The organism is Blautia sp. Marseille-P3087, from assembly GCF_900120195.1.
Classification (GTDB): Bacteria; Bacillota; Clostridia; order Lachnospirales; family Lachnospiraceae; genus Blautia_A.
In genome coordinates, this window is sequence record NZ_LT635539.1 from 236358 (window position 1) to 250453 (window position 14096).

The window sequence follows — 14096 nt, forward strand, 5'->3', positions numbered from 1 at the left end:
AAAATGACGGAACGTTTGATTAGTATTCTGATTGGCTATGTGTTTGGGCTTTTCCAGACATCCTATATCATCGGAAAAATGCACAAAACCGATATTCGCGAGCATGGAAGCGGTAACGCAGGAACGACAAATGCCCTGCGTACTTTCGGAAAGAAAGCAGGGGCAATGACGTTGGTTGGTGATTGCCTGAAATGTGTGCTTGCGATTGCGGTGGTCAGACTGATTTTTGCAGACAGGGCGGCAGAGATAATACCGTTGCTCTGCATTTATGCCGCTGCAGGATGTATTCTCGGACATAATTTCCCGATCACACTTGGATTCCGGGGAGGAAAGGGAATTGCAGCGTCTGTCGGATTCCTGATCGCATTTGACTGGAGACTGTTTGTGATTTGTGCAGTGGTGTTTTTAGCACTCTTTTTTACGACACACTATGTTTCTTTATGCTCTCTGACCTCCTATCTGGCAGCTCTGATTGCGATGATCGTATTTGGAGAAATCAGTGGATATGGTATGGACAGAATACATACGACGGAAATGTATCTTGTGATGGCTGCGCTTACTGTACTGGCATTCTGGCGTCACAGAGCAAATATTGTACGATTATCAAAAGGAACAGAAAGCAAGGTCTTTCTGAGTAAATCAAAAACAAAGAAAGGTTAAATGGTGGGGCAAATGGCAAAAGTAAATGTACTGGGAGCTGGAAGCTGGGGAACAGCCCTTTCACTGCTCCTGCACAAAAACGGACATCAGGTAAAACTCTGGTCAGCACTTGAAAACGAAGTAAAGATGCTGAACGAAAAACGTGAACATGAATCAAAACTTCCGGGAGTTCATATTCCGGAAGAAGTTGAAATCACGACAGACCTCGAGGGATGCCTGGAAGATGTGGATGTAGCAGTTCTTGCTGTGCCGTCTCCTTTTACCAGAAGTACTGCAAAACAGATGGCTCCGTTTGTCAAAGAAGGCCAGATCATTGTCAATGTGGCAAAAGGTGTTGAGGAACATACGCTGATGACTTTGAGTGATATTATCAGTGAAGAGATTCCGACAGCGAATGTCTGTGTCCTTTCCGGTCCGAGCCATGCAGAAGAGGTGGGAAGAGGTCTTCCGACAACCTGCGTAGTCAGCGCTGAAAAAAGGGAAATAGCAGAGTACCTTCAGGGAATATTTATGAGTCCGGTCTTTCGTGTATACACAACCCCGGATATTCTTGGTGTGGAACTTGGCGGGGCACTGAAAAATGTCATCGCACTTGCTGCAGGTACCGCAGATGGTCTTGGATACGGAGATAATACAAAAGCTGCACTGATCACACGTGGAATTGCAGAAATTGCCCGCCTTGGTACAAAGATGGGAGCAAGTCAGGAGACTTTCTACGGACTTACTGGTATGGGAGACCTGATCGTAACCTGCGCGAGTGTTCACAGCCGTAACCGTAAAGCTGGCTATCTTATGGGCAAAGGTTATACCATGCAGCAGGCAATGGACGAAGTAAAGATGGTAGTAGAAGGCGTATATTCTGCAAAAGCGGCGAAGAGCCTTGCGGAAAAGTATGATGTAGATATGCCGATTATTATGGAAGTAAATAAGGTGCTGTTTGAGGACAAATCGGCTGCTGATGCGGTACGTGATCTGATGCTTCGCGATAAAAAAGTGGAAACACCGATGCTTCCGTGGCAATGAACATAAAGATAAAACAACCGATATGAAATACAAAAGATGATACAAGAGAAATATACATAAAAGAAACCGGCTGATCGGTCTGATCAGTCGGTTTTGCTTTGCCATATAAGCACGTAAATGCAATTCTTAAGTCCAAGATAAAAATTAAAAAACAATATCCCTGAGATCCTCCGGAATAGAAGCACTGTGATAATTTTGATTCAGTGTATCAAGAAGATCCATATCTTCCTGGTCAATTGTAAAATCAAAAATTCTGGCATTGGAAGCAATACGTTCCGGGCGAGTGGACTTTGGTATTACAGAAATTCCTTTCTGGATTGCCCAGCGAAGTCCGACCTGTGCCGGCGTATGTGCGTATTTGGTGCCGAGAACACAAAGAATATCATTGTCAAGATAAGCACCTCGCGCCAGAGGGGCATAGGCCTGTACCTGAATTCCGTTTGACTGACAGTATTCAATCAGTTCTTTAGGGTAGCAGAGAGGGTGGCATTCAATCTGGTTGACAACAGGTACGATGCCGGAGACTCTGCGAAGTTCTTCGAGATGGCGAATTTCAAAATTGCTGACACCGATAGAAAGCGCGCGTCCGGATTCAAGGATTTTTTCCATGTCTTTCCATGTGTTTAAGAAACAGCCCGGAACCGGCCAATGAATCAGGTAGAGATCAATGTAATCCAGACCAAGACGGTCAAGACTTCGCTGTAGAGAACCCTCTACATCACCAAGCCGTTGCGCATTATTCCAGATCTTTGTGGTGATGAAAAGATCTTTGCGGGAAATGCCACATTTTGCAAGGGCATGTCCGACAAATTCTTCGTTTTTATAAGCAGATGCCGTATCAAACAGCCGATAACCGTTCTGGACAGCAGCAGTGATCGCTGTTTCTGCCTCGGCATTGTCAGTGATCTTATATAATCCCAGACCGAGTAATGGCATGGTACGGTCATTATTTAAAAATACGGAAGTGGTCAAAATGATTCCTCCTTGTAAGCAAAATCCACAATTTTTGTATATTATACCATGAAATTGTGAAAGAAGAACATCAAATATGTTAAAAAATTAATACAAGTGTTGTGGAATAATGTAAATGATCGGGTGTTATTAATTTAACGACCATGTTATTTACGTAACAAAAACATAAGCTGATGATTTATAAATATGTAAAAAAAAGTAAGAGAACGACAACTGTTTTTGTCTATTTTTTCTTATTATATTCTTGATAAACAGAAATAAAAGATGTATAATGGATTTAATTGATAAATTCTTGTCATAAGTGCGCCTGTTTACAGGCGTTCCGGAGGTAGAACCGGAGAAAGGAGAATAACATGCATCTTATTAAAGATGAGAACGGAAATCTCGTTCAGCACGGACATGAACATACACCGGAGCATTCTCATGAACATACTCATGCGGACGGTGTGACACATACACATTCACACACACATGGCGATGGGGAACACACACATTCTCATGGAGACTGTGGGAGTACAGATCACTGCGGATCCTGTGAGGGCGGTGATTGTAAGAAAGAAACGGTTGCGCTGCTGACATATATGCTTCAGCATAATGAACACCACGCAGCGGAACTCGACCAGATGGCCGACAACCTTGAGAAGATGGGCCTTGGCAATTCAGCTAAGACAATCAAAGAAGCAGTGGCTGATTTCCAGAAAGGCAATATGCGGCTGGGACTTGCGCTGACTTTAGTTAAAGAAGAAATGAAATAATATACCGGACTTCAAAGGTCAAAATGCCACTTATACTTGCAGGTAAAGGCGTTTGAACATGAAATCCGTGAATATAGACAATGACATAATATAGGAGGCAGAAATATGTGTCTTGCAACAGTATATAAAGAAAGTGATGATTCTGTAATCTTCAAAAATGTAGCCAGAATCGATGTGGACGGAAATAAACTTGTACTCAGAGATATCATGGGTGATGAAAGAGTTGTAGAAGGCCGTATCCTTATGGTGGATCTGGCAAACAGCATTGTAAAGCTGGCCTGTGAATAAATCTTAATCAGATCTTAAGGGTGGTAACGAAAACCCATTAGATAAAAAACATATATGTGGAGGTATGTAATATGGCAACAGTAAAATTAACAGAACTGATGAAAGAAAGACAGCTCCTCTCCTTTGAACTCTTCCCGCCGAAGACAGACAAGGGAATGGAAAATCTTCCGGGAACAATTGAACATCTCTGTGAGTTCAAACCGGAATACATTTCTGTTACATACGGAGCAGGCGGCGGAAACGTCGGCACCAACAGAGAAGTATGTCAGATGGTTAAGAAAGCCGGCGCTGTACCGGTAACTCATTTCACAGTTATCAAAAACACAAAAGAGGGAATCAAAGATCAGCTTGAAACTTATTTAAGCGAAGGCGTTGATCATATCCTTGCACTTCGTGGTGACTTCCCGCGTGGAGAGAATTCCACAGGCGGAGATTTCAACTATGCAACAGACCTTGTTAAATTTATCCGTAAAGAATTTGGCGACAAATTTGAAATCGCAGTAGCAGGTTCACCGGAAGGACATATTGCATGTCGCAGTCTGGATGCTGATATATCTGTCCTTAAAATGAAACAGGACAACGGCGCTGACTATATCATGACTCAGCTTTGCTGGGATATGGAACAGTTTGCACGCTGGCAGGACAAGATCCGCAAAGCTGGTGTTACAATGCCAATCGATGTAGGTATTATGCCAATCCTTGATCAGGCTGCTACAATCAACATGGCACTGTCCCGTAACGGCTGTGTAATGGATCGTGAACTTTCCAGACTGATTTCCAAATACTGGATTTTCCCGAACCCATTCGACAAAGCTCCATTCGACGATGCTCTTGAGCAGAAGAAAGAAGATTTCAAGAAAGCCGGCATCGAATATACAATCAAACAGATTGATAAATATCGCGCTCTCGGCGTAGAAGGTATCCATCTGTATGCACTGAACAAGTGGAAAGACGTAAGCGAGATCATCAAAGAATCCGGTATGCGTACACTTGTATAACTCGAAGTAAGACTAGAAAGACTAAATTACGGATTTATAATTTCATAAATGCGGAATTAGAGCAGGAGGCACTCTATTATTATGGCACACGTGATTGCTGTCGCCGGAAAAGGCGGCGTTGGTAAAACTACTTTATGCGGAATGCTGATTCAGTATCTTTGCGAACAGGGCAAAGGACCAATCCTTGCAGTAGATGCAGATGCAAACTCCAATCTGAATGAAGTCCTCGGAGTGGAAGTTGAGACAACTCTCGGCGACGTCAGAGAAGAAATTGCACAGGCAGAACTGGTTAAAGAAAGTCCGATTCCGAAAGGAATGTCCAAAGCAGATTACGCAGAGATGCGTTTTGAGGATGCGTTAACTGAAGAAGATGACTTTGACCTTCTCGTTATGGGAAGAACACAGGGAAAAGGCTGTTACTGTTATGTAAATGGCCTGCTTCAGGCGCAGCTTGCAAAATATCAGAACCACTATCCTTATATCGTTGTGGATAACGAGGCAGGTATGGAACATATCAGCCGAGGTGTCCTTCCGTCCATGCAGACGGCAATCCTTGTCAGTGACTGCTCCAGAAGAGGAGTTCAGGCGGTTGGCAGAATTGCAAAACTGATCGATGAATGCAATATGCATCCGGAATCAGTGGGGCTTATTGTGAACCGTGCACCGAAAGGTGAACTGAATGATGGAATCAAAGAAGAAATAGAGAAACAGGGTCTGCACCTTCTCGGTGTAGTTCCACAGGATGACACAGTCTATGAATATGACTGCGAAGGCCGTCCGACAGCGTCTCTTCCGGAAGATAATCCGGTGAAAGTCGCACTGAAAGAAATTATCAAAAACTTAAATCTGTAAAAAAGACCCTTGCTGTCAAAACTGGCAGCAAGGGCATTTGTGCTGGAAAAAGCACTTTTTATTAATTTAAAAATAACCCATGGCGGGGGATGGGTTCTGTCAGTGAGGTTATTACATAAAAAAGAAAGAAAAGAAAAATACATGTCAAATCATGTATCGTTAAAAGGAGGTCTATAATGAGTGAATTCAAATTAACTACAGTGGAAGAATTTGAAGCTGCTACCAACAGACTGTTGGAAACTGGCGCAAAGGTAGGCGCAGATGCCTGGCAGTTTCGTGTAAAAAACCAGACTCCACACTGTAAGTTCGGTGAGCAGGGTATCTGCTGTCGAATCTGTGCTATGGGACCATGCCGTATCACACCTAAGGCTCCGAGAGGAATCTGCGGATGTGACGCACACGGTATCGTAGGAAGAAACTTCCTGAAATTTACAGCAGGCGGTGCAGCTACTCATTCTGATCACGGTCGTGAGATCTGCCACACACTGTACTGTGCAAAAGAAGACGGAAACTATAAGGTAAAAGATCCTGAGAAACTGATCCGTATCGCAAAAGAATGGGGCGTAGAAACAGAAGGAAAAGATATCTATGATCTGGCTCATGAGATGGCTGAGATCGGTCTGATGGAATATGGTAAACCATTCGGATATCAGAGATTCCTTGACAGAATGCCGGAAGGACAGAAAGAAAAACTGATCGAGAACGAAATCGCACCACGTGCTATCGACCGTGAGGTTGCAACTTCTATGCATATGGCCCATATGGGATGTTCTTCTCTTCCGGAAGCACTTGTAAAACAGTCCCTTCGCTGCGGTATGGCTGATGGATGGGGCGGTTCCATGATGGGAACAGAGTTCTCTGACGTACTGTTCGGAACTCCGAAGCCGATTGATACAGAAGCTAACCTTGGTGTAATGGTTGAAGAAAACGTAAACATCGTTGTACATGGACATGATCCGAGTCTTTCTGAGATGATCTGTGAATATGCAGACAGCAAAGAAATGATCGATTATGCAAAATCCGTAGGAGCTAAAGGAATCACAGTTTCCGGTGTATGCTGTACTTCAAACGAAGTAGCTATGCGTCGTGGTGTTCCGATGGCTGGTAACTTCCTGCAGCAGGAAAACGTAGTACTGACAGGCGCCTGCGAAGCAATCGTAGTAGACGTTCAGTGTATTTTCCCGGCCTTAGGACCTCTGAGCAAATGCTTCCACACCAAATTTATCACAACTTCTCCAATCGCTCAGATGCCGGATTCTGAATTTATCAGATTCAACGCTGAGACAGCAGGAGAAAACGCAAAAGCAATCGTTAAGATGGCTATCGATAACTTCAAGAACAGAAAACCAGAACTTGTACATATCCCGCAGCTGAAACAGAAAGCTACTGTTGGTTACTCAGTAGAAGCAATTGTTAAAGTTCTTGACGGTGTTACAAACTCTCAGGTAGACGAAACAGGAACAACCAAACCGTTACTTGAGTGCATCACTTCCGGTGTTATCCGTGGTGCTGTTGCTATGGTTGGATGTAACAATCCTAAGATCCGTCCTGACTATGCACATATCGAACTGATGAAGAAATGTATCGCAAACGATATCGTTGTCATCGCTTCCGGATGTTCAGCACAGGCAGCTGCAAAAGCTGGTCTGATGGACAAATCCGCAAGAGAACTCTGCGGTGCAGGTCTGAAACGTGTCTGTGAGCTGGCTGATATCCCGCCGGTACTCCACATGGGATCCTGCGTAGATATCTCCCGTATGATGATCCTGGCTGCTGAACTTGCAAAAGATTCAGGACTTCAGATCAATCAGCTTCCGGTAGTTGGATGTGCTCCTGAGTGGATGTCTGAAAAAGCTGTATCCATCGGTAACTACGTAGTAGGTACCGGTATTGATACCTTCCTTGGTGTTGATCCATATGTTTCCGGTTCTTCAGAGATGGGTGAACTTCTTACAGAAGGAACAAGAAAATGGACAGGTGCTGCTTACACAGTAGAAACAGATATCGAGAAATTAGTTGATCTGATGATCGAAAGAATTGAAGAAAAGAGAACAGCATTAGGAATCTAATCTGCTGTAATCTTAAAAATGTAATAAAAGGTGGATGACATAAAATGAAAATAGCAGTTACAGGAAAAGGCGGCGTAGGCAAAACTACTTTTGCAGCAACGCTCGCGAGATTGTATGCAGCAGAAGGCAGACCGGTACTTGCAGCAGATGTGGATCCGGATGCAAATCTTGGCCTGGCACTGGGGTTTGATGAAGAAACACTGGATTCTATCGTTCCGATTTCCAAAATGCGTAAGCTTGTGGAGGAACGTACAGGAGCAACTGCAGGAAATCAGTTCTATCATCTGAACCCAAAGGTAGACGATATTCCGGATAAATACGGTAAGGTCTGCAACGGCGTACGGCTCCTTGTCCTGGGAACTGTCGAGACAGGCGGCGGCGGATGTGTATGTCCGGAGCATGTAATGCTGAAACGTATTATTAATAATCTGGTGTTGAGAAGAGAAGATGTGGTGATTCTTGATATGGAAGCCGGCCTGGAACATCTCGGCAGAGGAACCACAGAGGGAGTTGACGCATTTATCGTAGTGATCGAACCAGGTGCAAGAAGCGTACAGACCTACAAGAATGTCAAGCGCCTTGCCGGTGATCTTGGAGTAGCACAGGTTAAGGTTGTGGCAAACAAGGTCAGAAACACAGAAGATGAGGAATTTATCCGTTCCAGAATTCCGGCAGAAGACCTTCTTGGCATACTCCATTACAATACGGAGGTTATCGACGCTGACCGTCAGGGTAAATCCCCTTATGATTTCAGTGAGACTGTAACAGCTGAAATCACAAAAATAAAAGAAAAGATTGATCAGAATTCAAATCTGTAAAAACAGGAGGTATTAAAGTGACTTTATTTGATAGAGTATTCGGCGGAAATGATGCTGTATATGGTTTAACAGAGGGCGCTATTGATGGCGCAATTGCTCAGTATGGCGAAGACAAAGCTGTCAGCTTCCCGAACACCGCTTACAGCCTTCCATGTTACTATGCTGTAACAGGAACCAAAGTTACGACTTTAAAAGAATTAAAAGAAGCTCTTGGTGTTGTTAAAACACTTATGACAAGAGAAAAAAGATTAAACGATGCATTCATGTCTGGTGTTGCTACAGCACTTTGCGCAGAATTCATTGAAGTTCTCAAATACATTGATGGCGCAACACCATATGAAGAACCATGCTACGGACATCTTGCAGATGCAGTAATCCGTGAGCTTGGTGTACCGCTTGTAACAGGAGATATCCCTGGTGTAGCTGTAATCCTCGGCTCTGCTCCATCCGTAGAAGAAGGCGTTGCTCTTGTAAAGAGCTATCAGGCACAGGGTATCCTCGTAACACTGGTTGGCGGAATCATCGACCAGGTTGCAGAAGCAGGAATGAAGACAGGTGCAAACGTACGTGTTATTCCGCTTGGCAAAGACGTTACAGCAGTTATCCATGTAGTATCCGTTGCACTTCGTGCAGCACTGATCTTCGGTAATGTAACACCTGGAGATGCAGGCACACTTATGAAATATACAATGGACCGTGTACCGGCATTCGTAAACGCATTCAAACCTCTGGATGACGTGATCGTAGCCTGTGGAGCTGGTGCTATCGCACTTGGATTCCCGGTAATCACAAACGAAACAGAAAACATCTTCCGTGTACCAAAGAGCCTGATCGTTCAGGAAGACGTAAGCAAATTCAATGCTACATCTCTTGAAGCTCGCGACATCAAGATCAAGATCACAAATATCGATATTCCGGTTGCATTTGCATCCGCATTCGAAGGTGAGATCATCCGTCGTAAAGACATGCAGGTTGAGTTCGATGGTTCCCGTGTAGACTGTGCAGAGCTTGTACAGACATGTGACGCTTCCGAAGTAGAAGATCACAAGATTACAGTAGTTGGACCGGAAGTAGACGACATGGAACTTGGAAGCAAGAACAGCATCGCCTATATTGTTAAAGTTGCAGGCAAGAACATGCAGCCAGACTTTGAACCGGTTATCGAACGTAAATTCCATAACTACATCAACTGTATCGAAGGTGTATACCATACAGGACAGCGTGATATGCAGCGTATCCGTATCAGCATTGATGCATTCAACGCAGGCTTCAAGATCAAACATATCGGTGAAGTTCTTTACGCTTCTGTTAAGAACGAGTTTGACGCAGTTGTTGACAAATGTGAAGTTGTTATCTATACAGATCCGGCAGAATGTACAAGAGTACGTCATGAAGTTGCAATCCCGATCTTTGACAAACGTGATGAACGTCTTGATACTCTGACAGATGAATCTGTAGACGTATATTACAGCTGTATCCTCTGCCAGGCATTCTCCCCGAGTCATGTCTGCGTAGTAACGCCAGAAAGACTTGGTCTCTGCGGTGCCGTTTCATGGCTGGATGCAAAAGCAACACATCAGCTTGATCCGAACGGACCTTGCCAGGTTATCACAAAAGAACGTCCGATCGATGAGAACCTTGGTTCTTACGAAGACGTTGATGAAGCAGTTCAGAAATTCTCACAGGGTGCTCTGGAGCACGTTACTCTGTACTCCATCATGCAGGATCCTATGACTTCCTGTGGATGCTTCGAGTGTATCTGCGGTATCGAGCCATTCTCCAACGGTGTTGTAATTGCAAACCGTGAGTATGCAGGCATGACACCACTTGGAATGACATTCCCTGAAATGGCATCCATGACAGGCGGCGGTGTTCAGACACCTGGTTTCATGGGACATGGAAAACACTTCATTTCCTCTAAGAAATTTATGAAGGCTGAAGGCGGTATCGAACGTATCGTATGGATGCCGAAAGAACTGAAAGAATTCGTTGCTGAACGTCTGAATAAGACAGCACAGGAACTTTACGGAATTGAAAACTTCACTGATATGATCGGTGATGAGACAGTAGCAACAGATCCGGAAGCACTGGTTGAATACCTGACCGAAAAAGGACATCCGGCTCTGGCTATGGATCCAATGATGTAACTCCCGCAAAGGAAATGAATGCTCGCATTCATTTTCTGGGGAGTTAACCCTGAGTTTTGAACTGCGACGTAAAGCTGTTGCAAACAGCGAGTCGCAGGAAAAATTCAGGGTTTATCTGAAATGAAAATCGAATCACAACGTAAAGCTGTTACACACAACCGGCTGTGACAGTGCAAAATCTTTGCACATGTGACGATTTTTGATATTTTTTTAACGTAAAAGACCTGTGTTATCTTGTCACTGGTAATTTTATGTAGTATAATAGTAGTTGAGTTTTTAATAATTTAGAGGAGGCTTATGAGAAATGCCGTTTAATCAGAAACCACAGAAATTTAATGCAAAGATTAACGCTGTCACAATCGGAAGCGGAGATAAGACTGTGACAATCGGCGGAGAAAATTCTTTCCCGTTCTACACCTTTGATGCACCGACAGAGAACACACCAAAGATCGGTGTTGAGATTTCAGATCTGGGTCTGGATGAGTTTTCCGAAGGTGTAAAAGCTTATTATGAAGGCGCTACTTCCATGGCTGATATCGCAAAAAAAGCAGCAGCTATCGAAGGCGCAGATTTTGTTGCCCTCATCCTTGACGGTGGAGATCCGAACGGGGTAAACAAATCTATCGATGAACTGATCGAGGTTGTTAAAGAAGTAGCAGGCGCTATTGACTGTCCACTGGTTGTAGAAGGCTGCAAAAACGTAGAGAAGGATGCGGAACTTCTCCCGAAAGTAGCAGAAGTCCTTCAGGGAAGAAATGCCCTTCTTCTTTCCGAAAAAGAAGAAAACTACAAAGCAATCGGTGCAGCAGCAGGTCTTGCTTACAATCAGATCGTCGGCGCTGAATCAGCCGTTGATATCAACCTTGCAAAACAGTTAAACGTTGTTACTACACAGCTTGGTGTTGATGCGAAGAAAATCGTTATGAACATCGGTAGTGCAGCAGCTGGTTACGGATATGAGTACGTTGTTTCTACAATGGACCGTATCAAAGGTGCAGCATTAGGTCAGAATGACAATATGTTGCAGATGCCTATTATTACACCTGTATCCGCAGAGACATGGGCAGTTAAAGAAGCAACCGCTTCTGAAGCTGATATGCCTGAATGGGGATCAGCAGACGAGCGTGGAATCGATATGGAAGTTATGACAGCAGCAGCAGACCTTGCAGCTGGTTCTGATGCCGTAATCTTAAGACATCCGGAGTCTGTCAAGACTATTTCCAAACTGATCAAAGCACTTGCGTAAGGAATAATAGGAGGAAAAAATAGCTATGGCACTGAATGGTATTCAGATTTTTAAATTAACACCAAAGAAAAACTGTAAGGAATGTGGATGTCCGACATGTATGGCTTTCTCCATGAAAGTTGCACAGGGCGCAATGCAGATTGAGCAGTGTCCACATATGTCTGACGAAGCACTGGCTTCTCTGTCTGAGGCAACTGCTCCGCCGATGAAGACAATCAAGATCGGAACAGGTGATGCAGAATTCACTCTCGGAGGAGAAACTGTTCTGTTCAGACATGAAAAAACATTTGTAAGCAAACCAAGATACGCTGTATCCCTTTGCACATGCATGGATGATGCAGAAGTAGATGCTAAGCTTGCAGCAATCCCACATGTAGACTATGACCGTATCGGTGAGAGAATGCATGTAGAGCTTGTATATGTAAACTGTGATGCAGATGCAGACGCAGCAAAATATACAGCACTTGTAGAAAAAGCAAAAGGTCTTGGAAGAACTCTGGTTCTCGGATGTACAGATCCTGAGATCGCAAAAGCAGCTCTTGAAGTATGCAAAGACGGCAAACCGGTTCTGAACGGTGCAAATGCTTCCAACTACGAAGCAATGAATGCTGTTGCTACAGAAGCTGGTGTTGTTCTCGGTGTATCCGGTAAAGACCTGAACGAATTATATGACACAGTAGCAGCACTTGAAAAACTTGGCAACAAGAACCTTGTTCTTGACACAACAGGCGCTGACGTCAAAGAAACCTTCGCAAACACTGTACAGGTTCGTCGTGCAGCACTGAAAGATCAGGACAGAACATTTGGATATCCATCCATCGTTAACCTGGTTAAAATTGCTAAGGGAGATCATCATTTACAGGCAGCACTTGCTTCCGTATTTACAATGAAATACGGTTCCATCATCGTTATGGAACAGATGACCTATGCAGAGGCACTTCCACTGTTCGGTCTTCGTCAGAACGTATATACAGACCCACAGAAACCAATGAAAGTAGAGCCGGGTATCTACCCACTCAACGGAGCAGATGAGAACTCTCTCGTTGTTACAACTGTAGACTTCGCTCTTACATATTTCGTAGTTTCCGGTGAACTGGAGCGTTCCGGTGTTCCGCTTAATCTTGTAATCAATGATGCAGGCGGACTTTCCGTACTGACATCCTGGGCAGCTGGTAAATTCTCCAGCACCAGCATTTCCGAGTACATCAAAGAAGAAGTAGAGCCGAAGGTAAAATGCCGTAAACTCGTTATTCCGGGTAAAGTAGCAGTCCTCAAGGGTGATCTTGAAGCAAAACTTCCGGGATGGGAGATTATCGTAGGACCTAGAGAAGCAGTACAGCTTGTGAAATTCTTAAAAGATATGCAGGCATAAGCCGCATAAAATAAAATTTATGCTCAGGGAGAATGAATACTCCCTGAGACATCTAAAACCATGTAAAGGAGAACACAGGTATGGCAAAATTTGTTACAATCGGAGAGAGACTTTCCACAACAGCACCGGCAGTTAATAAAGCATTCACAGAGAGAGATGCTGAGCCGATCCTCAAGAGAGCAAAACAGCAGCTCGACGCAGGTGCTACATATCTGGATGTTAATATCGGACCAGCAGAAAACGATGGACCGGAACTTATGAAATGGGCTGTAGAACTTCTGCAGAGCAACTTCGACAATGTTCCGCTTGCACTGGATACTTCCAATGTAGCAGCTATCGAAGCTGGTATTTCTGTATACAACCGTTCCAAAGGAAAACCGATCGTAAACTCCGCTGATGCAGCTGGAAGAATCGGATATGTTGATGTTGCAGCAGCAAACGATGCAATCGTTATCGCTCTTTGCAACGGCGAAGGAATCGCAAAAGACAATGACGAACGTATGATGTACATGCAGACTCTGATGGAGAGAGGTATGGAACAGGGTATGGACGTTGAGAACGATATGTGGTTCGACCCGTTATTCCTCGTTATCAAAGGAATGCAGGACAAACAGATGGAAGTCCTTGAATTCATCAAAATGATCTCTGACATGGGAATGAAGAGCACCGGTGGTCTTTCCAATAACTCCAACGGTATGCCGAAACATATCCGTCCGATCATGGACTCCGCTATGGTAGCTATGGCTATGATGCAGGGACTTACCTCAGCAATCGTTAACCCTAACGATCTTCGTCTGATGGAAACAATCAAATCCTGTGACATCATCAAAAATAACTATCTGTACGCAGATTCTTATCTGGAAATCTAATCAGTCTGTCGTTTTTACGACTGTAGG

The 14096-nt window shown here is 44.1% G+C and carries 13 protein-coding genes; 12 read left to right on the forward strand and 1 reads right to left on the reverse strand.

The genetic code is table 11. The annotated features are described in order from the left end of the window. Positions 1–3: 3 nt before the first annotated feature. Both plsY and BQ7344_RS01080 read left to right on the forward strand, forming a co-directional pair. Positions 4–660, forward strand: coding sequence for a glycerol-3-phosphate 1-O-acyltransferase PlsY (gene plsY, locus BQ7344_RS01075; RefSeq protein ID WP_072521050.1), 657 nt, complete (start codon positions 4–6; stop codon positions 658–660). Between the two features lie 12 nt (positions 661–672). Next, positions 673–1683, forward strand: a complete 1011-nt coding sequence (locus BQ7344_RS01080; RefSeq protein ID WP_072521051.1) for an NAD(P)H-dependent glycerol-3-phosphate dehydrogenase — start codon at positions 673–675, stop codon at positions 1681–1683. A 144-nt stretch (positions 1684–1827) separates the two neighbouring features. On the opposite strand, the gene BQ7344_RS01085 is transcribed toward BQ7344_RS01080, so the two are convergent. Next, positions 1828–2655, reverse strand: coding sequence for an aldo/keto reductase (locus BQ7344_RS01085; protein WP_235816011.1), 828 nt, complete (start codon positions 2653–2655; stop codon positions 1828–1830). Positions 2656–3008: 353 nt separating this feature from the next. Between BQ7344_RS01085 and BQ7344_RS01090 the strand changes: the two genes are divergently transcribed. The 10 genes from BQ7344_RS01090 (at position 3009) to acsE (ending at position 14069) form a co-directional block, all read left to right on the forward strand. Beyond that, positions 3009–3410, forward strand: a complete 402-nt coding sequence (locus BQ7344_RS01090; protein WP_072521052.1) for a cobalt transporter — start codon at positions 3009–3011, stop codon at positions 3408–3410. Between the two features lie 105 nt (positions 3411–3515). Beyond that, positions 3516–3698 (forward strand): CooT family nickel-binding protein, encoded by a 183-nt coding sequence (locus BQ7344_RS01095; protein ID WP_015542891.1) that lies wholly within the window; start codon positions 3516–3518, stop codon positions 3696–3698. Positions 3699–3769: 71 nt separating this feature from the next. Further along, on the forward strand, positions 3770–4696 hold the full coding sequence (locus BQ7344_RS01100) for a methylenetetrahydrofolate reductase (protein WP_072521053.1): 927 nt from the start codon (positions 3770–3772) through the stop codon (positions 4694–4696). An 81-nt stretch (positions 4697–4777) separates the two neighbouring features. Then, entirely contained in the window at positions 4778–5548 is a 771-nt protein-coding gene (locus BQ7344_RS01105; RefSeq protein WP_072521054.1) for an ATP-binding protein, read from the forward strand. A 176-nt stretch (positions 5549–5724) separates the two neighbouring features. Continuing rightward, positions 5725–7617 (forward strand): anaerobic carbon-monoxide dehydrogenase catalytic subunit, encoded by a 1893-nt coding sequence (gene cooS / locus BQ7344_RS01110; RefSeq protein WP_072521055.1) that lies wholly within the window; start codon positions 5725–5727, stop codon positions 7615–7617. 44 nt (positions 7618–7661) lie between these two features. Then, positions 7662–8435, forward strand: a complete 774-nt coding sequence (locus BQ7344_RS01115; protein ID WP_072521056.1) for an ATP-binding protein — start codon at positions 7662–7664, stop codon at positions 8433–8435. Positions 8436–8452: 17 nt separating this feature from the next. Next, complete coding sequence (gene acsB / locus BQ7344_RS01120) at positions 8453–10582, forward strand: acetyl-CoA decarbonylase/synthase complex subunit alpha/beta (RefSeq protein ID WP_072521057.1); 2130 nt, start codon at positions 8453–8455, stop codon at positions 10580–10582. 304 nt (positions 10583–10886) lie between these two features. Next, positions 10887–11828 carry an acetyl-CoA decarbonylase/synthase complex subunit delta gene (gene acsD / locus BQ7344_RS01125; RefSeq protein ID WP_072521058.1) on the forward strand — a complete coding sequence of 314 codons (942 nt, stop codon included), beginning with the start codon at positions 10887–10889 and terminating at the stop codon, positions 11826–11828. A gap of 25 nt (positions 11829–11853) precedes the next feature. Then, positions 11854–13200, forward strand: coding sequence for an acetyl-CoA decarbonylase/synthase complex subunit gamma (acsC, locus tag BQ7344_RS01130; RefSeq protein ID WP_015542885.1), 1347 nt, complete (start codon positions 11854–11856; stop codon positions 13198–13200). An 80-nt stretch (positions 13201–13280) separates the two neighbouring features. Further along, positions 13281–14069 carry a carbon monoxide dehydrogenase/acetyl-CoA synthase methytransferase subunit gene (gene acsE, locus BQ7344_RS01135; RefSeq protein WP_015542884.1) on the forward strand — a complete coding sequence of 263 codons (789 nt, stop codon included), beginning with the start codon at positions 13281–13283 and terminating at the stop codon, positions 14067–14069. Positions 14070–14096 lie beyond the last annotated feature (27 nt).